Origin of the sequence: Microbacterium sp. LWH13-1.2 (assembly GCF_038397735.1) — a bacterium.
GTDB lineage: Bacteria > Actinomycetota > Actinomycetes > Actinomycetales > Microbacteriaceae > Microbacterium.
Window position 1 is genome coordinate 2,106,909 of the sequence record NZ_CP151635.1, and the last position, 22,573, is coordinate 2,129,481.

At 69.9% G+C, this 22,573-nt stretch carries 20 protein-coding genes; 8 read left to right on the forward strand and 12 right to left on the reverse strand.

The features are described from left to right. Positions 1-155 precede the first annotated feature (155 nt). Positions 156-374, forward strand: a complete 219-nt coding sequence (locus MRBLWH13_RS10025; protein ID WP_341954786.1) for a hypothetical protein — start codon at positions 156-158, stop codon at positions 372-374. Positions 375-378: 4 nt separating this feature from the next. Here MRBLWH13_RS10025 and MRBLWH13_RS10030 read toward each other — a convergent pair whose 3' ends face one another. From MRBLWH13_RS10030 to MRBLWH13_RS10045, 4 genes are all read right to left on the reverse strand, one after another. Next, positions 379-2,178 (reverse strand): DUF255 domain-containing protein, encoded by a 1,800-nt coding sequence (locus MRBLWH13_RS10030; protein ID WP_341954788.1) that lies wholly within the window; start codon positions 2,176-2,178, stop codon positions 379-381. A gap of 18 nt (positions 2,179-2,196) precedes the next feature. Then, the gene (gene msuE / locus MRBLWH13_RS10035; RefSeq protein WP_341954790.1) at positions 2,197-2,769 is read right to left on the reverse strand and encodes an FMN reductase; all 573 of its coding nucleotides are present in this window, start codon (positions 2,767-2,769) and stop codon (positions 2,197-2,199) included. A gap of 76 nt (positions 2,770-2,845) precedes the next feature. Further along, a complete protein-coding gene (locus tag MRBLWH13_RS10040; protein ID WP_056513560.1) occupies positions 2,846-3,682 on the reverse strand; it encodes an aldo/keto reductase in 837 nt (278 codons plus the stop codon). A gap of 9 nt (positions 3,683-3,691) precedes the next feature. Further along, positions 3,692-4,879, reverse strand: a complete 1,188-nt coding sequence (locus tag MRBLWH13_RS10045; RefSeq protein WP_341954793.1) for a heparan-alpha-glucosaminide N-acetyltransferase domain-containing protein — start codon at positions 4,877-4,879, stop codon at positions 3,692-3,694. Between the two features lie 25 nt (positions 4,880-4,904). On the opposite strand from MRBLWH13_RS10045, the gene hrpA reads away from it, so the two are divergent. Together hrpA and MRBLWH13_RS10055 are read left to right on the forward strand one after the other, a co-directional pair. Then, positions 4,905-8,807, forward strand: a complete 3,903-nt coding sequence (hrpA, locus tag MRBLWH13_RS10050) for an ATP-dependent RNA helicase HrpA (RefSeq protein WP_341954795.1) — start codon at positions 4,905-4,907, stop codon at positions 8,805-8,807. A 9-nt stretch (positions 8,808-8,816) separates the two neighbouring features. Next, positions 8,817-9,761 (forward strand): NADP-dependent oxidoreductase, encoded by a 945-nt coding sequence (locus tag MRBLWH13_RS10055; RefSeq protein ID WP_341954798.1) that lies wholly within the window; start codon positions 8,817-8,819, stop codon positions 9,759-9,761. A 12-nt stretch (positions 9,762-9,773) separates the two neighbouring features. Here MRBLWH13_RS10055 and MRBLWH13_RS10060 read toward each other — a convergent pair whose 3' ends face one another. From MRBLWH13_RS10060 to MRBLWH13_RS10085, 6 genes are read right to left on the reverse strand one after another with little or no spacing between them, the layout of a single operon-like run. Further along, positions 9,774-10,904: an LLM class flavin-dependent oxidoreductase gene (locus MRBLWH13_RS10060; RefSeq protein WP_341954800.1), complete on the reverse strand. Its 1,131-nt coding sequence runs from the start codon at positions 10,902-10,904 to the stop codon at positions 9,774-9,776. 5 nt (positions 10,905-10,909) lie between these two features. Further along, positions 10,910-11,722, reverse strand: coding sequence for an ABC transporter ATP-binding protein (locus MRBLWH13_RS10065; RefSeq protein ID WP_341954802.1), 813 nt, complete (start codon positions 11,720-11,722; stop codon positions 10,910-10,912). Beyond that, positions 11,719-12,633, reverse strand: coding sequence for an ABC transporter ATP-binding protein (locus MRBLWH13_RS10070; protein WP_341954804.1), 915 nt, complete (start codon positions 12,631-12,633; stop codon positions 11,719-11,721). Before MRBLWH13_RS10070 ends, MRBLWH13_RS10065 begins: the two co-directional genes overlap by 4 nt. After that, on the reverse strand, positions 12,626-13,501 hold the full coding sequence (locus MRBLWH13_RS10075; RefSeq protein WP_341954806.1) for an ABC transporter permease: 876 nt from the start codon (positions 13,499-13,501) through the stop codon (positions 12,626-12,628). The genes MRBLWH13_RS10070 and MRBLWH13_RS10075 overlap by 8 nt, the downstream gene beginning before the upstream one ends. After that, a complete protein-coding gene (locus MRBLWH13_RS10080) occupies positions 13,498-14,520 on the reverse strand; it encodes an ABC transporter permease (RefSeq protein ID WP_341954808.1) in 1,023 nt (340 codons plus the stop codon). Before MRBLWH13_RS10080 ends, MRBLWH13_RS10075 begins: the two co-directional genes overlap by 4 nt. 7 nt (positions 14,521-14,527) lie before the next feature. Continuing rightward, positions 14,528-16,048, reverse strand: a complete 1,521-nt coding sequence (locus tag MRBLWH13_RS10085; RefSeq protein WP_341954810.1) for an ABC transporter substrate-binding protein — start codon at positions 16,046-16,048, stop codon at positions 14,528-14,530. Between the two features lie 119 nt (positions 16,049-16,167). On the opposite strand from MRBLWH13_RS10085, the gene MRBLWH13_RS10090 reads away from it, so the two are divergent. The 5 genes from MRBLWH13_RS10090 to MRBLWH13_RS10110 are packed head-to-tail and all read left to right on the forward strand — an operon-like array spanning position 16,168 to position 21,223. After that, a complete protein-coding gene (locus MRBLWH13_RS10090) occupies positions 16,168-16,860 on the forward strand; it encodes a hypothetical protein (protein ID WP_341954812.1) in 693 nt (230 codons plus the stop codon). Next, entirely contained in the window at positions 16,857-18,149 is a 1,293-nt protein-coding gene (locus MRBLWH13_RS10095) for an aminotransferase class I/II-fold pyridoxal phosphate-dependent enzyme (protein WP_341954814.1), read from the forward strand. Before MRBLWH13_RS10090 ends, MRBLWH13_RS10095 begins: the two co-directional genes overlap by 4 nt. Before the next feature lie 14 nt (positions 18,150-18,163). Continuing rightward, positions 18,164-19,219 (forward strand): LLM class flavin-dependent oxidoreductase, encoded by a 1,056-nt coding sequence (locus MRBLWH13_RS10100; protein ID WP_341954816.1) that lies wholly within the window; start codon positions 18,164-18,166, stop codon positions 19,217-19,219. Positions 19,220-19,257: 38 nt separating this feature from the next. Beyond that, on the forward strand, positions 19,258-20,253 hold the full coding sequence (locus MRBLWH13_RS10105) for a Gfo/Idh/MocA family oxidoreductase (RefSeq protein WP_341954818.1): 996 nt from the start codon (positions 19,258-19,260) through the stop codon (positions 20,251-20,253). Further along, a complete protein-coding gene (locus MRBLWH13_RS10110; RefSeq protein ID WP_341954820.1) occupies positions 20,246-21,223 on the forward strand; it encodes an NYN domain-containing protein in 978 nt (325 codons plus the stop codon). The genes MRBLWH13_RS10105 and MRBLWH13_RS10110 overlap by 8 nt, the downstream gene beginning before the upstream one ends. A gap of 22 nt (positions 21,224-21,245) precedes the next feature. Here the strand turns inward: MRBLWH13_RS10110 and MRBLWH13_RS10115 are convergent, their stop codons facing one another. After that, entirely contained in the window at positions 21,246-21,539 is a 294-nt protein-coding gene (locus MRBLWH13_RS10115; RefSeq protein WP_341954822.1) for a Dabb family protein, read from the reverse strand. After that, a complete protein-coding gene (locus MRBLWH13_RS10120; protein WP_341954824.1) occupies positions 21,536-22,561 on the reverse strand; it encodes a sugar phosphate isomerase/epimerase family protein in 1,026 nt (341 codons plus the stop codon). The genes MRBLWH13_RS10115 and MRBLWH13_RS10120 overlap by 4 nt, the downstream gene beginning before the upstream one ends. Positions 22,562-22,573: the final 12 nt, after the last annotated feature.

Sequence of the window (22,573 nt, forward strand, 5' to 3'; positions counted from 1 at the left end):
CGCCTGCTGTCGAGCAACACTAGACCGGAGATCGGAGGGTGGGCAATCGGTGCAGCATCCGGTGCGCAACGCGCGCAACCGGCGGGGTGCGATCCCCGAACCGCTGAGCAGACTGCACAGCTTACGCGGTCCAGCGGCAGGTCTACGATCGCAGCATGGGCAGCCCGTCAGGTTTCGAGTTCGCGGTGCGTGGCGACGACGTGGTCATCCGTCATCACGGGGTCACCGCGGCCGTGCTGCGCGGAGCCAGGGCGAGCGAGTTCCTGGCTCAGGTGGATCAGGGCGACGCGCAGCTGCTGATGGCACGACTGACCGGCAACTATCGCCGAGGCAACGAGCGCACCGCACGGCAGCACCCGCGCAACGCTCGCTGACGAGTCAGCGCGAGAGGGGAAGCTCGGCGGGGTCGCTCACCGGGAGTCGACACACGAACGTGCGGCAGTCGAAGGCCTGCTCCCTCGCGTCCCCCTTGCCCTCGAACAGCTCGAAGTCGGCGTCCGCGAACGCCCTCGCCTGCGCGGGTGCCACGATCGCGATCAGATCGGCGTCCGCCATGCGGGCAGCGGAGGCGAGTGCGCCCTCCGGTCTCTCGGTGACGACCACGAGCTGCCTCGGCGGATCGACGAGACCCGCCGCCACGCGCAGCAGGCTGCCATGCGCGAACGGCTGCGACACGGCCTGAGCGGCATGCGCCCGTACCCGTTCGGCGGCCGCCTCGCGATACCGGTCCCCCGCGCCGAGACGCCATGCCGTGAGAGATGCAGCCGCTACGGCCGCCGCATCCGACGGCAGGTCTCCGTCTGTCTGATCGGGCGATGCCGAGATGCCGTGAGCCGCGAGCAGGGGGTCGCCGTCGAGTCCCTCGATCGCCTCATCCAACAGCTCGCGCGCCTCGACCGCCCAGGCCGCCTCGCCGGTGGCCGCGGCGAGAGCGAACAGCCCCTCGGCCAGGAGCGCGACATCGGCCGTGGTCGCCACCGCACCCGAGGCGACACCGTCGAGAGACGCGCGGACGAGGGCTCCCGTCGAATCCCGATTGACCCGGAGCACGCACTCGGCGGCATCGACCGCGGCCTGCACCCACGAGCTCTCTCCGAGCGCGGCACCCGCCCGGGCGAGAGCTGTGATGGCCAGCCCGTTCCAGCCCGTGATGACCTTGCCGTCGACGGCCGGCGGCTCGAGTCCCGCACGTTCCGACACCGGCCGCAGGTAGTACCCGCCCTCGCTGCGCTGACCGTCGATCCACGACTCCGAATCCTGAGCGGCACCGAATCCGCCGTCGTCGCGGCGCAGAGCGCCCATGAGGAAGGCCGCGACTCCGCGCGCGGTCGGCTCGTCCCCCGCGTCCAGCGCCACGAGCAGCAGCTGGGCGTTGTCGGTCAGCATCCGCTCGTAGTGCGGCACGGTCCAGTCGCGCTGGGTCGCGTAGCGGAAGAAGCCGCCGTCGGCATCGCGCAGATCGGATGCCGACATCGCGGCGAGGGCCCGGTCTGCCGCGGCGGCGGCATCCGGAGCCTCGCGTCGCACGAGCGGGGTCTGCAGCAGCCCCAGGGTCGTCGCCACCGGGAACTTCGGCGCACCGCCGAATCCGCCGAACATCGAGTCCTCGCGCTGGGCGATCGTGTCGGCGGCCGCGGCGAGGGCCGCAGCATCCGGCAGCTCGGAGGGAGTCGAGGCCGCCGCCCTGGCGAGCGCCTCGGTCACCGCATCCGCCGATTCCTCGGCCTGCGCGCGGCGCACGGTCCATGCCTCGTTCACCGCCGCGAGCACGTCGCGGAACGCCGGCATCGGCTGCCGGGCCTCGGGAGGCCAGTACGTGCCGGCGTAGAAGGTGCGCCCTCGCGGCGTCGTGAACACCGTCAGCGGCCAGCCGAGATTCTGCGTGAACGCGGATGCCGCGGCCATGTAGGCGCCGTCGACGTCCGGGTGCTCCTCGCGGTCGACCTTGATCGCCACGAAGTCGCGGTTGATCAGCGCCGCCGTCGCCGGGTCGGCGAACGACTCCCTCGCCATCACGTGGCACCAGTGGCAGGTGGAGTAGCCGATCGAGATCAGCAGCGGCACGTCGCGGCGCTGCGCCTCGGCGAAGGCCTCGGGCCCCCATGGATACCAGTCGACGGGGTTGTCGGCGTGTGCCCGCAGGTACGGGCTGAGCGTGTCGGCGAGCCTGTTGGTCATGGGCTCACGCTACGCCGATCAGGAGACGAGGAGCTGCTCCGCGGGCCGTGACGCCGCGTAGCCGACGAGAGGCAGTGCTCGTTCGGTGGCAAGGGCGATGCGCGAGTGCAGCACGTCCGACGCGATCACGTAGCCGTCGAAGTCCGTGTCGCTGGCGTAGACGCCGAGCGGCAGGGTCAGCGCCTGGAAGAACGCGAACAGCGGCCGCAGCTGGTGCTCGATGATCAGCGCGTGACGCTCGCCGCCACCGGTCGCCGCGAGCAGCACCGGCTTGCCGACGAGCTCGTACTGACCGACGAAGTCGAACAGGTGCTTGAACAGGCCGGTGAACGAGGCCCGGTAGACGGGGCTGCCGACGATCAGCAGATCTGCCGCCTCGATGGCCAGGAGCTTCTCCTCGACATTCGCCGGAAGGCGGTCACGGCGCAGGGCCCCCGCGAGCGAAGGCCCGATGTCGGTGAGCTCGATGACCTCAATCTCGACCTCGGCACGCTCGGCGACGGCCGCGGCGATCGCACGGACGAGCGCCGTGGTCTTGCTGGGCTCGTGCAGAGAGCCGGACACGGCGACGACGCGGTAGGGAGCTGTCATGCCGTTGACGCTACTCACGACGACGCCCCGTGTCGCGAGGAGCGACACGGGGCGTCATCTGTCGAAACGGAACGCCTCAGTTGACGTCGTTCGGGTGCGAGCCGACACGACCCGAGCCGTCGAGCGGGTCGAGGGCGTCGATCGATGCGACCTCGGCATCGGTCAGCTCGAAGCCGAACACGTCGAGGTTCTCGCGCAGGCGCTCGGCGCGCACGGACTTCGGGAAGACGATGAAGCCCTTCTGCAGGTGCCAGCGCAGCACCGCCTGCGCAGGGGTCACGCCGTGGGCGGCAGCGGCCTCGGCGATCGCGGGAGTGCCGAACAGGTCGTACTTTCCCTGTCCGAGCGGACCCCACGACTCGATGCGGATGCCGTGCTCGGTCGCCCAGGACACGACGTCGCGCTGCTGATAGGCCGGGTGCAGCTCGATCTGGTTGACCGCGGGGGTCACGCCCGTCTCGGAGACCACGCGCTCGAGGTGCGGCACGAGGAAGTTCGAGACGCCGATGCTGCGGGTGAGACCGGCGTCGCGCAGCTCGATGAGCTTCGCGAAGGCGTGCACGTAGTCGTCCTTCGCGGGGGTCGGCCAGTGCACGAGGTACAGGTCGACGGCGTCGAGGCCGAGCTTCTCGAGGCTCTCGGCGATCGCCGCATTCGGCTCGTCGTCGTGGTGACGGTCGTTCCAGAGCTTCGTGGTGATGAACAGCTCGTCGCGGGCGATGCCCGATGCGGCGATGGCCGCGCCGACGCCCTCCTCGTTGCCGTAGATGGCTGCGGTGTCGATGTGGCGGTAGCCGATCTCGAGCGCCTCGCTCACGGCCCGCTCGGTCTCGTCGGCCGGAACCTTGAACACCCCGTAGCCGAGCTGCGGGATGGAGTGGCCGTCGTTCAGTTCGAGTGCAGGAATCGTCATGATCCCACCCTAGGACCCTGTGATGACAGGCGGGCCCGCCGGCACCGAAGCCATCTTCTGCGCGGCCCTGCCCACCAGCCGTTCGAGGGGCCCCCGACCCACCAGGATCGACCACAGCGTCGTGGCCAGGAGCAGGCAGATCGCCGTCGCCGCCCAGAAGGCGTTGCTCGAGAAGAACCCGCCGGGTCCGCCGATCAGCGCGACCGAGAGCACGTGAACGCTGTATGCCGTCAACGGCATGGATCCGAGTGCGCCCAGCGGGAGCAGCACCCAGCGCAGCGGACGACTGAGCAGCACGCACAGCGCGATGACACACAGGGCGAAGCCGCCGGAGCCGAGGATCTCGGCCGTGCCGCCGGAGTGCGGATCGACTCCGAAGATCGCTCGGAGCACCGCCCCCAGCGGATCCGCTGCGGCGAGCGCATCCGGGTAGGTGCTCCATCCCGATGCCGCTCCTGAGCCCTGAGCCCACCCTCCCTTCGAGGACGAGCCGGTGATCCCCGCGACCGCTCCGACGAGGCCGAGTCCGTAACCGGTGATCATGAGGCCGACGCCCGCGCCGAAGGTGATGGCAGCGGTCTCGAGCTTCTCGACGTGCAGCCGCCCGAGGGCCATGCCCGCCAGCACGAAGGCGAGCCATGCGGTGATCGGGTACGAGCCGTAGAGCACGAGGCTGATGCCGGCGCCGTAGGGGTTGAGGGTCAGGGCGGCGAGCAGCGCCAGCAGCGCCGGCGCCGCGAGCGCGAGGATGCCCGCGGTGATCAGCAGCTTCCAGGGCTGCCACCGCAGGAAGGGGATGACGGCGACGTAGAGCAATCCGTACAGGGTGAGGATCACCGCGATCGGGGTGTTCAGCATCTCGAGCGCGAGCCCGATCACGAAGATCACCGCACCGCGTCCGACGAGCTGCAGACGGATCGTCGGCATCCGCTCGGGAGCAGGCAGCGTGCTTCTCCCCGTCATCAGCGCGATCGAGATTCCCGCGAGCACCGCGAACAGGATCGACGATCGCCCGTGCACGAGATCGGTCCAGGTCGACAGATCGAACGGGTCGAACGCCTCGGTCTCGCCGATGTGCGCCCCGGCCATCCCCAGGATCGCGAGTCCTCTCGCGACGTCGAGACCGAGGATGCGGGGAGCCCGCCCGAACTCGTGGAACCACCGCGTTGCGGGAAGGGCTGTCGACACAGTGCTCACGGATGAATCGTACGATGGGAGTTCTATGTCCTCCCCCGTGATCATCTATCCTCCCGAGCTGCCCGTCAGCGCCGCCAAGGACGAGATCGCCGACGCCATCCGCGACAACCAGGTGGTCATCGTCGCCGGAGCCACCGGGTCGGGCAAGACGACTCAGCTTCCGAAGATCTGCCTCGACCTCGGGCGCGAGCGCATCGCGCACACGCAGCCCCGTCGACTCGCCGCCCGCACGATCGCCGAACGCGTCGCTGAGGAGCTGCAGGTCGAGCTCGGCACCCTCGTCGGTTACAAGGTGCGCTTCACCGACAAGGTGTCGGACGAGACGCGCATCGCGCTGATGACCGACGGCATCCTGCTGAACGAGATCCACCGCGACCGGCTGCTCCGCCGCTACGACACGATCATCATCGACGAGGCGCACGAGCGCTCGCTCAATGTCGACTTCCTGCTCGGGTATCTCGTGCGCATCCTGCCGGAGCGCCCCGACCTCAAGGTCATCATCACGTCGGCGACGATCGACCCCGAGAGCTTCGCCCGGCACTTCGCGACGCCGCAGGGAGATCCCGCGCCGGTCATCGAGGTGTCGGGGCGCACGTATCCGGTCGAGATCCGCTACCGGGCGCAGACGGAGGAGACCGAGGAGTCCGACGAGGTGACCGCGATCGTCGCGGCGCTGCGCGAGCTCGACAGGGAAGAACCGGGCGACGTGCTGGTGTTCCTCCCCGGCGAGGCCGAGATCCGGGATGCGGCGGATGCCGTGCGCGGCGCGTATTCGAAGGACCGCTCCCCCACCGAGGTGCTGCCGCTCTACGGGCGCCTGTCGGCCGCCGAGCAGCATCGGGTGTTCGAGAAGAGCCGGGTCGCCGGAGTGCGTCGCCGCGTGGTGCTCGCCACGAACGTCGCCGAGACCAGCCTCACGGTGCCGGGCATCCGCTACGTGATCGACACCGGCACCGCGCGCATCTCGCGCTACAGCAGCCGCTCGAAGGTGCAGCGTCTGCCGATCGAGGCGATCTCGCAGGCCTCGGCGAACCAGCGCTCCGGCCGCGCTGGTCGCACGAGCGACGGCATCGCGATCCGCCTCTACAGCGAAGAGGACTTCGACAAGCGGGCGGAGTTCACCGAACCCGAGATCCTGCGCACCTCTCTCGCCTCCGTCATCCTGCAGATGCTGTCGCTCGGGTTCGGCGACATCACGGCGTTCCCGTTCCTGACCCCGCCCGATTCCCGCGGCGTGAAGGCGGCCGTCGACCTGCTCACCGAGCTCGGCGCGGTGAGCGGCAGCGGCGACTCTCCGCGTCTCACCCGCATCGGCCGCGACATCTCGCGCATCCCCATCGACCCCCGCTTCGCCCGCATGCTCATCGAGGCGGGGCGCACCGCATCGGGGTCGTCGAACGTCACGCGCGACGTGCTCGCGATCGTGGCGGGGATGTCGATCCAGGACGTGCGCGAGCGTCCGTCGCAGGATGCCCCGCAGAGCGTGCGCGACGAGGCCGACAGGATGCACGCGCGCTTCGCCGATCCGACGAGCGACTTCCTCTCGATCCTCAACCTCTGGAACCACCTCAGGGAGCAGCAGCGCGAACTCGGCTCGAGCGCCTTCCGACGCCTCTGCCGCTCCGAGCACCTCAACTACGTCCGAGTGCGCGAGTGGTTCGACGTGCACCGCCAGCTGCGATCGCTCGTCCGCGAGAACGATGCCGGAGGCTCCGGCGCCGCGGATCCGGATGCGATCCACCGCGCCCTGCTCGCGGGCCTCCTGTCGCAGATCGGCATCCTCGACGAGCGGAACACGCCCGGCCGCGGCCAGAGCAAGACCCCGCCGAAGGATGCCAAGCGCCGTCAGGCCGAGTATCGCGGCGCACGCGGCATCCGCTTCTCGATCTTCCCCGGATCGGCCCTGCGCAAGAAGAGCCCGCCGGCGGTCATGGCCGCAGAGATCGTCGAGACCTCCCGCACCTACGCACGCACGGTCGCCGCGATCGATCCGGCCTGGGCCGAGGCGCTCGCGGGCGACCTCGCGAAGCGCCAGGTCACCGAGCCGCACTGGTCGAAGGATGCAGGGGCCGCCGTCGCCTACGAGAAAATGACCCTGTTCGGCGTCGAGATCATCCCCCGCCGTCGCGTGCAGTTCGCCCGGATCGACCGCGCAGCCTCGCGCGAGATGTTCGTGCGGCATGCGCTGGTGGAGGGCGAATGGGATCCGACGCGCATCGACAAGCGCGTGAGCGCGTTCTGGCGCAGCAACGCCGAGCTGCGCAAGCGCCTCGAGAAGCTCGAGGAGAGGGAGCGCCGCCGCGACATCCTCGCGGGCGATGAGGCGGTCTTCCGGTTCTACGACGAGCGCATCCCGTCCGACGTCTTCGACGTGCGCTCGTTCGAGAAGTGGTGGCGCGAGCAGCTCGCCACGACCCCGAAGCTGCTCGTGATGCGCGAGGCCGACCTTCTCGACGACGACAGCCGGGCCGACCAGAACGAATTCCCCACGAGGTGGACCCAGGGCGATCAGGTGCTCGGGCTCGCGTACCGCTTCGAACCGGGCGCCGCAGACGACGGCGTGAGCGTCGTGATCCCGCTCCCGCTGCTCGCGCAGATCGAGGACCGCGGTTTCGACTGGCAGGTGCCGGGGCTCCGAGCGGAACTCGTCACGGGTCTGCTGCGTGCGCTGCCGAAGGCGATCCGCCGTCACGTGGTCCCCGCTGCGGACTGGGCCGACAAGTTCGGCACCGAGCTCACGGGAGAAGGTCCGGAGTCGCACGGGGGGCTCCCCGTCCGCACGCTCAAAGAGGCACTCGCCCGCCTGATCCAGCCGCTCGCGAACCAGCTCGTCTCTGCCGCCGACTTCGAGGACGACCGGGTGCCGGCGCATCTGCGCATGAACTTCCGTGCCGTCGACGAGCGCGGGCGCGTCGCAGGTTCGAACCGCGACCTCAGCGCGCTGCAGGCCGAGCTCGCCGATCGGGCACGCAGCAGCGTGGCCCGCTCGATCGCGGCACCGCCCCGCCGCCCCGGCCCTGCGAAGGGACCGCAGCCCGCTGCTGCCGCCGCCTCGATAGAGAAGGACGGCCTCACCGCCTGGACCTTCGGCGACCTGCCCGACGTGCTCGACACCCGCGTCGCCGGCGGCGTGGTCCGCGGCTACCCGGCGATCGTCGATCAGGGCAAGACCGTCTCGGTGCGCGTGGAGTCCACGGCCGATGCCGCGGCCGCAGCCACCCGCGCAGGAGTCCTGCGGCTGGTGCTGCTCGGCGTGCCCTCGCCGTCGTCCTACGTGCAGCAGCACCTCACGAGCCAGGAGAAGCTCGCACTCGCCGCATCTCCCTATCAGTCGGCCGCGGCGCTCATCGAGGACTGCCGAGCGGCCGTCGTGCACAACCTGATCGACAGGGCGCACCCCGGCGGCATCATCCGCACCGAGGACGAGTTCGCGCGCGTGCGCGACGCCGTATCGGCATCGCTCGTCGACGAGCTGTTCGCCTGCGTATCGCTCGTCGCCCGCATCCTCACCAAGACGCGTGACGTCGAACGCGGCATCAAGTCGCAGAACTCGCTCGCGCTGCTCGGCCCCCTCAATGACATCCGCACGCAGCTCTCGGGCCTGCTGCACCCGGGATTCGTCTCGGCGGCGGGCGTCGACCGTCTCGCGCACTTCCCGCGCTACCTCGACGGGATGCTCGACCGGCTGAAGACGCTGTCGAGCGAACCCGGCAAGGACCGCACCCGCATGAGCGAGTTCGAGCGCATGGCGAAGGTCTTCGAGGATGCCGGGGGCACGATCCCGCTCGCTCCGGATGCGCCGCCTGCGCTCGTCGAGACGCGCTGGCTGCTCGAGGAGTATCGCGTGAGCGTGTTCGCGCAGCGGCTCGGCACCGCACAGCCGGTCTCCCCGCAGCGCATCATGAAGGTGCTGTCCGCACGGGGGTAGCCTGAAGACATGGCTCGCGCGATCGTCTACACAGAGTTCGGTTCCCCTGACGTGCTGCATCTGATCGAGACCCCCGATCCGATCGCTCTGAGCGGCGAGGCGGTGGTGCGCATCGAAGCCGCAGGGGTCAACCCGATCGATGCGAAGCTCCGTGGGGCCAAGCGCCCGTCGCCGCCCATCACCGAGCCGCGCGGCGTGGGCTTCGACGGCGCCGGTGTGATCGAGTCTCTCGGTGCCGGCGTCGACGCCTTCGCGGTGGGCGACCGCGTGGCCATCCGCGACACGGTCGGCACCTACTCGAGCCTGCTCGCCGTGCCGGTCGAGAAGCTCGTCGCGCTGCCCGATGCGGTCACCTCGGCTGAGGGCGCCGGAATCGGCATCCCCGCAGGGACCGCGTACCAGGTGCTCCGCTCGCTCGGGCTCGCGCAAGGCGACGTGCTGCTCGTGCACGGCGGCTCAGGCTCCGTCGGCCAGGCGGCCGTGCAGTTCGCCGTCGCCTGGGGTGCCACCGTGATCGCCACCGCCAGCCCTGCTCGACACGATCAGCTGCGCGAACTCGGCGCCACCCCCGTCTCCTACGGGGACGGGCTGCTCGAGCGCGTGCGCGAAGCCGCTCCGGACGGCGTGACCGTCGCACTCGACTGCGCCGGCACCGACGAGGCGATCGAGACGTCGCTCGAACTGGTCGCCGACCGCGACCGCATCGCGACGATCGTGCGAGGCCCTGATGCCGCATCGTTCGGCATCCGCGCCTTCTCCGGCGGCTCCCCCACCCCGCTCACCGAGCAGGAGCTCGCCTGGCGAGCCGAAGCTCTTCAGGCCACGGTCGACCTGCTCGCGGCCGGCGACTTCACGATCGAGGTCGGCCCCGAGCTTCCCCTCGCCGAAGCGGCACAGGCCCACGAACTCGTGGAGTCCGGCGCCGCCTCGGGAAAGATCGTCCTGATCCCGTAGCCGGATCGGCCGTCAGGCGACCCGCTCCTCGCGCTGCGCGGCCCGTGCCTCGTCACGCAGCCGAGCCCCTTCACGCAGTGCCGGAACCAGTTCCGCACCCCAGTCGCGCACATCGCCGAGGGGATCGAAACCGCGGATGAGGAAGCGCGTCACGCCCAGGTCGTAGTACTTCAGCAGAGCCTCGGCCACCTGGGCGGGTGTGCCCACCGGTGCCGTGGAGTTCCCGGCCGGGCCCGTGAGCCTCGTGATGCCGAGCCACAGCCGCTCGTCGTGCACGTCACCGCGCCGGGCGGCCTGCTGAAGGCGGTCGGCGGACACGGGAACCGGCTCGTGCTGCGCCGGACGGGCGAACGTGAGGGTGTTGCCCGACGCCCGGCTCGCGATCACGGCCTCTGTCTCGGCGTAGATGCGATCGGCCTTCTCCCAGGCCTCGGCTTCGGTCGCAGCGATGATCGGCCGGGTCGACAGACTGAATTCGACGGTTCGGCCCTCGCGCGCAGCCGCGGCGCGAATGGTGCGGATGTGCTCCGCGACGTCTGCGAGGGGCTCGCCGAAGAGCATGTAGACGTCGGCACCCTTGGCCCCCACCTCGACCGCGCCATCAGACAGACCTCCGAAGAAGACGGGGATCCCGGCATCCGTTGCGGGCTTCACCGCGGAGAACGCCCCCTCGACCCGGTAGAAGTCACCGCGATAATCGAACGGCTCGTCGGACTCCAGTGTGCGACGAAGCACGTCGATGAACTCGCCCGTGCGCCGGTAGCGGTCGGCCTTCGCGCTGAAGTCGCCATCCCGACGCTGATCGGCCTCGCTTCCACCGCTGATGTGGTGGATCGCGACCCTCCCTCCGCCGGTGAGGTGGTCGAGAGTCGCGAGCTTGCGGGCGACGACCGTCGGGGCGACGAAGCCCGGCCGGTGGGCGATGAGCACCTTCAACCGTTCGGTCGAGTGCAGCGCTGCCGCCGCCACCGCGAATCCGTCGGGCGAGCTCGCGCTGTAGCCGATCAGCACACGGTCGAACCCCGCCTCTTCATGAGCTTGGGAGAACTCCCGAACATAGGCAGCGTCGACGACCGGTCCTTCGACGGCCTTCGACTCCGATCCGGCGGTCGTGGCGATCATTCCGAGCAGTTCGATGGGCATGTTCTTCAGCTCCTGGCAGGGACGGGCGCCGGGCGGTTCGCCCGGGGGGTGTGGATGAGGGGGACAGAGTCGATGAGCAGGCGGGTGTATGGATGCTCGGGCCGCGAGATCACGCGTCTGGTGGGGCCGTCCTCGACGATGCGGCCGCGATCCAGCACGACGAGGCGATCGCTCATGGCCGCGAGCGAGCCGATGTCGTGGGAGATCACCAGCATCGCGAGCTCTGCGCCACGGGAGTCTCGCAGTGCGATGAGGGCCTGCACGACGCGATCGCGGCTCGCGGCGTCGAGGGCGCTGACCGGCTCGTCGAGCAGCAGCAGCCGCGGTTCGACGACGAGCGCTCGAGCGATCGCCGCGCGCTGCCGCTGCCCTCCGGAGAGACCGGCCGGAAGCCGCGTGATGAGCTCCTCGTCCAGCCCCACGGCGGCGAGCGCCTCTGCCCGCCGACGCGCGGCGTCCGGGGCCGGAGTGCCGGCGATGCGGAGCCCCTCGACGATCGAGTCGGCGACGCGCACGCCGGGGTCGAGCGAGCGCAACGGATCTTGGAACACGTACTGCACGGCTCCGCCACGGCGCCATGTCCGCAGCGCACCGCCCCGAAGGCGCGTGACGTCGCGTCCGTCGACGAGCAGACGGGATCCCCCCGAGGTGTCGACCGCACGCAGCACGGCCTTCGCGAGGGTGGTCTTGCCGGAGCCTGATTCGCCGACCACACCGACGACCTCACCCGGACGCACGGTGAGGGAGATGCGGTCGAGCACGCGCACCCTGCCGTAATCGACCGACAGGTTCTCGAGCGCGAGGATGGGTGTCGTCATGCGAGGAACCTCTCGAGTCCGTACGCGGCATGCGCACTGAGCAGCTCCCGCGTGTACGGGTGCGCGGGGGCGCGGAGCACGCGCGATGTCGCCCCGGCCTCGACGACACGTCCGTCGCGGAACACCTGCACACGCTCGCAGACCTGCGCCACCACGGCGAGGTCGTGCGAGACCAGGATCAGCGCGAGATCGCGCTCCTTGCGAAGACGGGCGAGCAGGTCGAGCAGCTCCGCCTGCACTGTGACGTCGAGCGCCGTCGTCGCCTCGTCGGCGATCAGCACGGCGGGGTCGGCGGCGAGCGCCATCGCGATGAGCACACGCTGCAGCATCCCGCCCGAGAGCTGCGCGACCCGCTGACGCAGCACCAGGTCGACCCGGCGTATCCCAAGGTCGTCGAGGAGTTCGCGGGCGCGCTCCCTGGCCTGTCGGCGCGGAAGCGATGCGGTGACCCGCAGCGTCTCCTCGAGCTGCGCACCGACGGGGATCGCGGGGTTGAGATACGACGCGGGGTCTTGGAAGACCGCGCCGATGTGCGTGCCGCGCACTCGACGCCACGCGCGCTCATCCGCCGCGGTGAGATCGATCCCGGCGACCTGCACCGATCCACCGGTGACCTCGAGACCCGCAGGCAGGATGCCGAGCAGGGCGCGGCAGGTGAGGGTCTTACCGCTTCCCGATTCGCCGACGATGCCCAGCGCCTCACCGGGGCGCACCGACGCCGTGACTCCGCGCACCAGTTCCGTGCCGTCGGAGTCGGCGATCACGAGGTCCGTGACCGCTGCCGTGGCCGGGCGCGCGAGGGACGCCTCGTCGAACGAGGGCACCAGGGGTGTTCCCTGCACGGCGGCGGTGCGGGGTGCAGTGCTCGGTGTGGTGCCGCGTGCCTCGATGATCGACCGGGTGTCAGACATGGGCGACCGCCTTCCGCTTCGCCGGCGTGACCACCCGAGGTCCGAGCACGTCGCGTGCCGCGTCGGCGACCACGTTGAGAGCTCCGACTGTGACGATGATCGCGAATGCCGGAGCAAGCGGGCCCCACGGCCTCTGGCCGAGGTACCCGAGGTCGCTCGACAGCATCCCTCCCCAGGTCGGTGCCGGCGGCTGCACCCCGATGCCGAGGAAGGTGAGCGAGGCGACGGCGAGAAGCGCGCCGCCGAGAGCCGAGACGGAAGCGACCACCAGATTGGGCGCGACCTGGCGCCAGACGTGCCGCCGCAGGATCCACCACGCGGAGGCGCCGAGATAGCCCGCCGCGTCGATGTATGGGGAGTCGCGCACGAGCAGGGTGGCGGCACGCGCGATGCGGAAGAAACCGGGGGCGACCAGGATGCCGATCGCGAGCGTGGCCTGCACGAGCCCGTTGCCCAGCAGCGCCGCGAACACGATCGCGAACAGGATGAACGGCAGAGCGAGGAGCGCATCGACGATGCGCAGCGAGAACCACTCGGCCAGCTTCGGGACGAACGCGCTCAGGGCTCCTGGCACCGCACCGAGCACGAGACCGATGAGCGCGGCGGCGATGGCGCTGAGGAGAGACGCAGGCGCCCCGGCGAACAGCCGTGAGAGCACATCCCTGCCGAGGTAGTCGGTGCCGAGCAGGTGCTCGAGGCTCGGCTCCTGCAGCGCCGCCGACGCATTCTGCGCGAGCGGATCCTGCGGCGCGAGGGCGGGGCCGGCCACGGCGAGCAGTGCCACGCCGACCAGCACGAGAAGTGCGAGCCTGACGTTCCATCCTGCGCGCCACAGTCTCACGGCGGCCGGTGGTACGACGACGCTCATGCGGCGCTCCTCTCGGTTCCGCCGGTGCGGGAGATCACGATGTTGAGGACAGCCCCGACGACCACGATCATCGCGATCGTCACCAGGAGCACGCCCTGCACGACGGGCACGTCCCCCTGCAGGGCGGCGCGGTTGGCGAGCTGTCCGAGCCCGGGCATCCCGAAGATCACCTCGGTGATGACGGCCCCGCCGACCAGCCGCGGCGCGTGCACGCCGAGCGCGGAGAGGGCGGGTCCCGAGGCGATGGGCAGCGCGTGTCGGAACACGATGCGGGCGGGGCCGAGCCCGTGAACCCTCGCCCCGATGATGAAGTTCTCACCGAGCGTGCCGACGAGCGAGGTCCGCAGCTGCCTGGCGATGTCGGCTCCTGCGTCCAGGCTGAGCGCGATCGAGGGCAGCACGAGGCATGCGAGCCACGCTCCGACGTCCTTCTCCGGCGGGGTGTACCCGGCGACCGGGAAGATCGGGATCGCGTAGGAGAAGAGCAGGATCAATCCGATCGCCGCGACGAACGCGGGAACCGTGGCGGCCACGGTGCTGAGACCGGTCACCACCCTGTCGATCACGCCTCCCCGGTTCACCGCGGCGACCACCCCGCCGACGAACCCGAACACGAGGGCGAACAACGTCGCCCCCGCCGCGATCGACAGACTGACGGGGAAAGCCTGGGCGATGCTGTCTGCGACCGGGATGGTCGTGAACCACGAGGTGCCGAGGTCGCCGGTGACAGCGCCGGCTATCCAGTCGCCATACCGCACGAGGAAGGGGCGATCCAGACCGAACTGGTGGTTGAGCCGGTCGATGTCGTCCTGGGTGGCGACCTCGCCGAGGGCGACGGCCGCGGGGTTCGAACCGCTCGCGGCACCGAGTGCGAACGTCGCGAAGGTCGCGAGGAGGAAGACGGCGGCCGCCGTGACGAGGGTCGCGAGGAGCACTCTGAGCGCGGGCCACGCGCGGAGCACTGCGGCCCCGTCGTCGCGCTCGGGCGGCGCGACCTTCTCGGCGGTCACTGTCGACATGGTCCGCTCAGCCCTCGACCTTCACGTCTTCCCAGCGCTGCACGTCGAGCCAGTGCTGGATGCCGGTCACCTTCTCGGGGTGCACGAGGATCCGCGGCCAGCTGAAGAGGAACGTGTTCGGCTGCAACTCCACGCCGATCTCGACAGCGTTCTGGATCTTCTCGGCGTAGTCGTCGGCATCCGTGGGCGTCGCGCGTGCGGCGTCGATCGCCTCGGTGAGCTCGGGCGGTGTCTGACGGCCCAGGTTCATCAGCCCCTCGGTGCCGTAGAGCACCTCGAGGCCCTGCAGCGGCGACTGACGTCCCGAATAGCTGTCGAGCACGAAGGGCAGTGTGCGCTGCACGTAGTTCTGTGCGACAGCGGCCGCAGGGAGCACGTTCAGTGTCACGTCGATTCCGGCCTCCGCCCACTGCGCCTGCAGCACCTCGGCGAGCGCCGTGTCGTCCTCGGTCAAAGACAGGGTGATCTCCAGCCCGTCCGGGTGACCGGCTTCAGCGAGAAGCGCCTTCGCAACATCCACGTCATGGGGATACAGGTCGTCGAGCTCCGGGCTGTGTGCGACGTATCCCTCGGGGAACGGCTGCCAGTTCGGCGTGCCCTGCCCGAAGTACGCCGCATCGACGAGTGCTTCCCGGTCCGTGGCGTGACTGATGGCTTGGAGCACGCGCTGGTCGTCGAACGGTGCGACGGTGCTGTTGACGTCGAGAGCCCGCACGGTGAGCGCCCGGATCGTCTCGACCTCCAGGTTCGCCGCCTCCGCGCCGTCGACCTGGGCCGGCGGGACCTGCGCCACATCCCACTGCCCCGAGGTCACACCGGCGACGACCGTCGCGGGGTCGGTGACGGGGACGATCGAGAAGTCGTCGATGAAGATGTGGTCCGCGTTCCAGTAGTCCTCGTTCTTCTCCAGGTCGGCGTGGGCGTTGGGCACGTACTCGGTGAGAGCGAACGGGCCGGACCCCTCGGGCTGGGTCGCGAGGGTCGTGACGTCGTCGAATGCTGCCGGGTTCACGATGAAGCCCGTCTTGCCCGCGAAAAGGTACGGCACCTGGTAGTCGGCCTGATCGAGATGCACGGTCACCGTTCGCTCGTCCTCCACGTCGATGCCGACGACGATCCGCAGCTGGCCGGCGAGTGTGGAGTTCTCCTGATCACGTCCTCGTTCGATGCTCTGTTTCACCGCATCGGCCGTCACCGGAGTGCCGTCCGTGAATTCCGCCCCCTCTCGCAGATGGAACGTGATCGCAGTGCCGTCGGTGTTGTATTCCCAGCTCTCGGCAAGACCCGGCACGACCTCGCCCTCGGTGTCGAGCTGAGTGAGACCGTCGTAGACCAGCGCGAGCGCATGAGTGTCCCATCCCGCGGTCGAGGTCACCGGATCCCAGCTGGTGGGCAGCGCCCACCCCCAGGTCAGCGACGTCCCGTCGGACGAGTCGGAAGGAGCGGCGGAAGCACCGGCGCACCCGGCCAGGGCAAGGGTCGCGGCCGTCGCGGCGGCGAACAGGGGCAGGCGAGATCGGGGGGTCATGCAAGCGAACGTAGGAGTGCGGTGTGATGGCCCACAACGCCTGCGAAGCGGAGGGTCACGTATCGCAACACTGCGAAATATCGGCTGAGACCATGCGCCGCCGACAACAGGATGGGGGCATGACCACGACCTCCTCCCCCGCACTCTGGACGCCTCCCACCCGCGTCCGCGGCACCCTCGCCCTCGTCACCGGACGCGGCGAGCGCGCAGGCGTGTACGAGCGCTTCGGCCGCCGTCTGAGCTCGGACGGCTACCTCGTCGCCGTCTTCGAAGAGGATGCCGATGCCGCGAGCGCCTGGCTCTCCGAGGCCACCGACACTCCGCGGGTGCTCGTCGGGTCGGATGCCGGCGCATCCGGCGTGCTGCGTCTCGCTGCGCAGGGCATCTCCGTCGAAGCGGCGGTCGTCGCCGCAACGCTGGTGGATGCCGAGATCGATCTGCCGTCCGCCGAGGAGCGCACGGCGTGCCCGCTGCACCTGGGCGTGCTGGCCACCGAGGCCGCATCCGTCGACGTCACTCCGGCCGAGCCGCTCCCGGCACCCGCAGACCTCGCGGCGATCGAGGTCCCCGTGCTCGCCGTGCACGGCGGCGCCGACACCGTGTCGCCGCTGCCCCAGGTGATCGACGCACTGCGCGCCGTTCCCGACCTCGAGATCGTCGAGACCGTCGACGGACTGCACGACGCACTCAACGACCAGTCGCACCGCAGCGTCGCGGCGGCGCTCGTGCAGTGGCTCGAACGGCTGCGCGGCGGTGACGTGCACGCCGCGATCGTCCGCACCCATGAGACGGCGGCGGTGGCGACCGCATGACCGAGTTCTCCACGCGACAGATCCAGGCGGGCTACATCCCGGGGACTCCGCAGAACAGCGCCGTCCCGCCGATCTATCAGACGGCCGCGTACGAGTTCGCCTCGCTCGCCGACGCCGCAGACCTGTTCGCGCTGCGCACCGCCGGCAATCTGTACAGCCGCAACGCGAGTCCGACCCAGCAGATCCTCGAGGAGCGCATCGCCGCACTCGAGGGCGGGGTGTCGGCGGTGGCCGTGGCGTCGGGGCAGGCGGCGGTCGCGGTGACCCTGCTCGCGCTCGTGGGCCGCGGCGGTCACATCGTCGCCGCCACCCAGCTCTACGGGGGCACGGTCGATCTGCTGCAGGAGACCTTCGACGACTTCGGCATCCCGGTGACCTTCGTCGATCAGGACGACCCCGATGCCTGGCGCGCGGCGATCCGGCCCGAGACTCGCGTGCTGTTCGCCGAGTCCATCGCGAACCCGATCGCGCAGGTCCTCGACATCCGCGCCGTCGCCGACATCGCGCACGAGGCCGGTGTGCCCCTCGTGATCGACAACACCGTCGGCACCCCGTATCTGGTGCGACCGGGTGAGCACGGCGCGGACTTCGTGGTGCACTCCGCGACGAAGTTCCTCAGCGGCCACGGCACGTCTCTCGGAGGCGTGGTCGTCGACCAGGGAACCTTCGACTTCGGCCGCGAGCCCGCACGCTGGCCGCACTTCACCGAGCCCTACGCACGCGTCGGAGACTTCACCCTGTGGGAGCGCTTCGGCATCGGTCAGGCGTTCGCCGCCCTCGTGAAGTCGAAGTACGTGCACGACCTCGGCCCCTCGCTCTCGCCGTTCAACGCCTGGCAGATCCTGCAGGGCGTCGAGACGCTCGACCTGCGGGTGGCCAGGCAGACCGCCACGGCGCTCGCGATCGCAGAGCACCTGCAGCGGCATCCGGCGGTCGCGACCGTGCACCACCCCGGTCTCGAGGGCAACCGCTGGCATCCGCTCGCCCGGCGCTACCTGCCGCGAGGAGGCCCCTCGGTCTTCTCGTTCGATCTCGCCGTCCCGCTCGATGCCGAGACGCAGGGCAGCGTCGCGCGGGTGATCGACTCGCTGCGGGTCATCCGTCTCGTGGCGAACATCGGCGACGCGCGCAGCCTCGTGAACCACCCGGCGTCCATGACGCACTCGCACCTCACCGCCGAGCAGCGGGTCGCCGCAGGCATCTCGCTCACGACGATCCGGCTGTCGGCGGGGGTCGAGGACCCGGCCGACCTCATCGCCGACCTCGACCACGCGCTCGCGCTGGTCTGACAGAAGGAGCTCTCATGGCAATCGACCTCGGATACTGGACCCCCGTCTACGGCGGGTTCCTGCGCAACGTCACCGACGAGGGCCGGATGGCTGCCACCTGGGAGTACATCCGCGAGGTGTCGGTGAAGGCCGACCGCCTCGGGTTCCACACCACGCTCGTGCCGGAGCTCTACCTCAACGACCGCAAGGGCACCGATGCACCGAGCCTCGAGGCCTGGTCGCTGTCGGCCGCCATCCTCGCCGTCACCGAGCGCCTGCGCGTCATGACCGCCGTGCGCCCGGGCTTCCACCTTCCGGCCGTGCTCGCGAAGACGGTCGGGACCCTGGATCAGATCGCCCCCGGTCGCGTCTCCCTCAACGTCGTCGCCGCGTGGTGGGCGGAGGAGGCCCGACAGTTCGGCGGACACTTCACGACACATGACGAGCGCTACGTGCAGGCCGAGGAGTTCGTGACGGTGCTGAACGGCCTGTGGCAGCAGACGCCGTACTCGTTCCAGGGTGCGCACTACGCCCTCGACGGGACGATCGTCGAGCCGAAGCCGTCGAGTCACCCCGTGATCTTCGCCGGTGGCGAGAGCGAGGCGGGGCGCGAGTCGATCGCCGGCTTCGCCGACGCCTACGTCATGCACGGCGGCACCCTCGACGAGGTTCGCGCCAACGTGACCGACATGAACGCGCGCTCCGAGCGGCTGCACGGTCGCCCGATCGCCGAATTCGGGATGCCGGCATATGTGATCGTCCGAGACACCGAGGCCGAGGCGCGGCGCGAGCTCGACCGCATCACGACCGTCGACCCCGACTCCCCCGGGTACGCGTCGTTCGAGGAGTTCCAGCGCAACTCGAAGCTGTCGCTCGAGCTCACCCGCCGTGAATACTCGGTCGGCACCAGGGGGCTCCGCCCGAACCTCGTGGGCACGGCCGCGCAGGTCGCCGAGCGCATCCACGACTACGCGGATGCCGGGATCACGCTGCTGCTGATCCAGGCGTCGCCGCTCGACGAGGAGCTCGAGCGGATCGCCGAGCAGGTCTTCCCTCTCGTGCCGCAGCGCACGCTCGCAGCTCTCGCCTGATCGTCACGGCTGTCGGCCGCACCCTCTACGCTGAGACCATGACTGGTCTTCGTTGGGGAATCCTCGCGACCGGCGGCATCGCCGCCGCGTTCGCATCCGATCTGCGCACCGCCGGGCTCGATCTCGTCGCGGTCGGCTCTCGCTCGCAGGAATCGGCCGATGCCTTCGCGGCCCGCTTCGACATCGCCCGCGCGCATCCCTCGTACGCGGCGCTCGTCGCCGACCCCGATGTCGACATCATCTACGTCTCCACACCGCACCCGATGCACCACGAGGGCGCGCGCCTGGCTCTCGAGGCGGGCAAGCACGTCCTCGTCGAGAAGGCCTTCACCCTCAACAGGGGCGAGGCGGAAGACCTGCACCGCCTGGCGGCCGAACGAGGACTCCTCGCGATGGAGGCGATGTGGACGCGCTATCTGCCGCACATGGTCCGTATCCGCGAGATCATCGCCGCGGGAACCCTGGGCGAGATCCGCGCCGTCAGCGCCGACCACACGCAGCTCCTGCCCTCCGACCCCGCGCACCGGCTGAACGCGCTCGAGCTCGGCGGCGGCGCGCTGCTCGACCTCGGGATCTACCCGATCTCGTTCGTGTGGGACATCCTCGGTGCCCCGGCGAGCATCCAGTCGGTCGCCCGCCTGATCGAGACCGGCGCAGATGCCGAGGTCGCGACGATCATGACGCACGAGGGTGGGGCGATCTCGACGACCCTGTCGTCGTCGAGGGCGGCCGGCCCGAACGCCGCGAGCATCATCGGCACGAAGGCGCGCATCGACATCGACCAGGTCTGGTACGCCCCGACGACGTTCCGTGTGGTCCTTCCCGACGGCACCGTCGTCGAGGAGTATTCCTCCGACGTCGCGGGCCGCGGCATGGAGTACCAGGCGCATGCCGCCGAGCGGCTCGTGCGCGAGGGCCTGCTCGAGGGCGACATCCTGCCGATCGCCGAGAGCGTCGCCATCATGGGCACCCTCGACGAGATCCGCGCCCAGATCGGCGTGCGGTACCCGGGCGAAGGAGACACCAATGGCTGAGGCACACGACGCGCGCGTCGCCGTCTATCTCGACTTCGACAACATCGTCATCTCCTGGTACGACCGGGTGCACGGACGCAACGCCTACGGCAAGGACCGTCAGCGCATCACCGAGAACCCCTCCGACCCCGAGGTCACCGAGCGGCTGGCCCGCGCGATGATCGAGGTCGGCGCGATCATCGACTACGCCGCCTCGTTCGGCACTCTCGTGCTCACCCGCGCCTACGCCGACTGGTCGTCTCCGGTGAACGCGGTGTACCGCTCTCAACTCGTCGCACGTGCGGTCGACCTCGTGCAGCTGTTCCCCGCCGCCGCCTATGCGAAGAACGGTGCCGACATCCGACTGGCCGTCGACGCCGTCGAGGACATGTTCCGTCTGCCCGACCTCACCCACGTCGTGATCGTCGCCGGAGACAGCGACTACGTGCCGCTCGCGCAGCGCTGCAAGCGCCTGGGCCGCTACGTCATCGGCGTGGGCGTCGCCGGCTCCACCGCCAAGTCGCTGGCCGCCGCGTGCGACGAGTTCGAGGCGTACGACTCGCTTCCGGGCGTCGTGCGACCGACCAAGCCCACTGCCGCCGCTCCCGCGGCCGTGGAGGTCCCCGAGCCGGTCGCAGAGCCCGAGCCCGCGGTGAAGGCCAAGTCCAGGCAGCCGGCCAAGACCACCAAGGCGAAGGCCGCAGCGCCGGCGCCCGTGAAGGCCGAAGACCTGAACGACGGCACCGAGCAGGGCGAGGCGACCGAACTGCTGCAGCGGGCGCTGCGACTGGGCCACGACAAGACCGATGCCGACGAGTGGCTGCACAGCTCGGCCGTGAAGACCCACATGCGACGCATGGATCCCTCCTTCAGCGAGAAGGCTCTCGGCTACCGGTCGTTCTCGGACTTCCTGAAGTCGCGCGAGAACATCGCCGAGCTCGAGGAGACCGGACACGAACGCCTGGTGAAGCTGCGCGACTCGGCCTCCTGACCGAGGTCGGGTCTCGCGCAGCTCACGCCTCGAAGTCGTACTCCTGGAACGCCGCCACCTCGGGGACCCATCGCTCCGACACGAACGCGGTGTGCGCGGGGTGCTCGTTGTACGCCCGGTAGGCACTGACGTCCTGGAACACCATCGAGAACTGGTGCTCCAGGTCGCTCTTCGGACTCACCTGCCTGCGGATCGTGAAATCTTCGACCCCGGGGATCGATGTGAGCACCGCCCGTCCGGTGGCGAGGAACTCGCGTTCCTCCGCCGAACCCGCCTCGTGCACCAGGCGGAAGACGACAGTGTGCTGGATGGTCATGAGGGGGCTCCGGTCTCCTGGTTGCTGAAGGCGGCATCGAAGGATGCCGAGGGCGCGGGCCACAGCAGCGACCGCACGTAGTGGAGGGCCTCGGGTGCTCCGTGCAGCCGATCCATACCGGCATCCTCCCATTCGATCGAGATGGGTCCGGCATAGCCGATCGCCTCGAGGGCGCGGAACGCGTCTTCCCACGGCACGTCGCCGTGACCTGTCGAGACGAAGTCCCAGCCGCGGCGCGGGTCGCCCCACGGCAGGTGCGAACCGAGCACTCCGGCACGACCGTTGTGAGGGCGCATCCGGGTGTCCTTGCAGTCGACGTGGTAGATCCGGTCGGCGAAGTCGACGATGAACCCGACCGGGTCGATGTTCTGCCACATCATGTGCGACGGGTCCCAGTTGAATCCGAACGTCTTCCGGTGATCGATCGCTTCCAGGGCACGCACCGACGACCAGTAGTCGTAGGCGATCTCGCCAGGGTGCACCTCGTGGGCGAAGCGCACGCCCTCGCCGTCGAACACGTCGAGGATCGGGTTCCAGCGGGCGGCGAAATCCTCGAAGCCGCTCTCGATGACCGATGCCGGCACCGGCGGGAACATCGCCACATAGGGCCAGATCGATGAGCCGGTGAACCCGACGACCGTGTCGATGCCGAGCTTGCGTGCCACGCGCGCCGCCCTCTTCATGTCGTCCGCTGCACGGGTGCGCACGCCCTCGGGATCGCCGTCTCCCCACACGTACTCGCGCAGGATCGCCTCATGACGGAAATCGATCGGCGCATCGCAGACCGCCTGACCGGCGAGGTGGTTCGAGATCGCGAAGATCTTCAGCCCATGCCTGTCGAGGATCTCGAGTCGGGAGGCGACGTAGGCGTCGTCCTCCTCAGCCCGCCGCAGATCGAGGTGATCGCCCGAGGCCGCGACCTCGAGGCCGTCGTAGCCCCATTCGGCCGCGAGTCGGGCCACCTCCTCGAACGGCAGGTCGGCCCACTGTCCGGTGAACAACGTGACGGGGTGCGTGGTCATGGACACTCCTTC

Coding starts and splice junctions, on each gene's coding strand:
- MRBLWH13_RS10025 (WP_341954786.1), top strand. CDS start 156: ATGGGCAGCCCGTCAGGTTTCGAGTTCGCGGTGCGTGGCGACGACGTG.
- MRBLWH13_RS10030 (WP_341954788.1), bottom strand. CDS start 2,178: ATGACCAACAGGCTCGCCGACACGCTCAGCCCGTACCTGCGGGCACAC.
- msuE (WP_341954790.1), bottom strand. CDS start 2,769: ATGACAGCTCCCTACCGCGTCGTCGCCGTGTCCGGCTCTCTGCACGAG.
- MRBLWH13_RS10040 (WP_056513560.1), bottom strand. CDS start 3,682: ATGACGATTCCTGCACTCGAACTGAACGACGGCCACTCCATCCCGCAG.
- hrpA (WP_341954795.1), top strand. CDS start 4,905: ATGTCCTCCCCCGTGATCATCTATCCTCCCGAGCTGCCCGTCAGCGCC.
- MRBLWH13_RS10055 (WP_341954798.1), top strand. CDS start 8,817: ATGGCTCGCGCGATCGTCTACACAGAGTTCGGTTCCCCTGACGTGCTG.
- MRBLWH13_RS10060 (WP_341954800.1), bottom strand. CDS start 10,904: ATGCCCATCGAACTGCTCGGAATGATCGCCACGACCGCCGGATCGGAG.
- MRBLWH13_RS10065 (WP_341954802.1), bottom strand. CDS start 11,722: ATGACGACACCCATCCTCGCGCTCGAGAACCTGTCGGTCGATTACGGC.
- MRBLWH13_RS10070 (WP_341954804.1), bottom strand. CDS start 12,633: ATGTCTGACACCCGGTCGATCATCGAGGCACGCGGCACCACACCGAGC.
- MRBLWH13_RS10075 (WP_341954806.1), bottom strand. CDS start 13,501: ATGAGCGTCGTCGTACCACCGGCCGCCGTGAGACTGTGGCGCGCAGGA.
- MRBLWH13_RS10080 (WP_341954808.1), bottom strand. CDS start 14,520: ATGTCGACAGTGACCGCCGAGAAGGTCGCGCCGCCCGAGCGCGACGAC.
- MRBLWH13_RS10085 (WP_341954810.1), bottom strand. CDS start 16,048: ATGACCCCCCGATCTCGCCTGCCCCTGTTCGCCGCCGCGACGGCCGCG.
- MRBLWH13_RS10090 (WP_341954812.1), top strand. CDS start 16,168: ATGACCACGACCTCCTCCCCCGCACTCTGGACGCCTCCCACCCGCGTC.
- MRBLWH13_RS10095 (WP_341954814.1), top strand. CDS start 16,857: ATGACCGAGTTCTCCACGCGACAGATCCAGGCGGGCTACATCCCGGGG.
- MRBLWH13_RS10100 (WP_341954816.1), top strand. CDS start 18,164: ATGGCAATCGACCTCGGATACTGGACCCCCGTCTACGGCGGGTTCCTG.
- MRBLWH13_RS10105 (WP_341954818.1), top strand. CDS start 19,258: ATGACTGGTCTTCGTTGGGGAATCCTCGCGACCGGCGGCATCGCCGCC.
- MRBLWH13_RS10110 (WP_341954820.1), top strand. CDS start 20,246: ATGGCTGAGGCACACGACGCGCGCGTCGCCGTCTATCTCGACTTCGAC.
- MRBLWH13_RS10115 (WP_341954822.1), bottom strand. CDS start 21,539: ATGACCATCCAGCACACTGTCGTCTTCCGCCTGGTGCACGAGGCGGGT.
- MRBLWH13_RS10120 (WP_341954824.1), bottom strand. CDS start 22,561: ATGACCACGCACCCCGTCACGTTGTTCACCGGACAGTGGGCCGACCTG.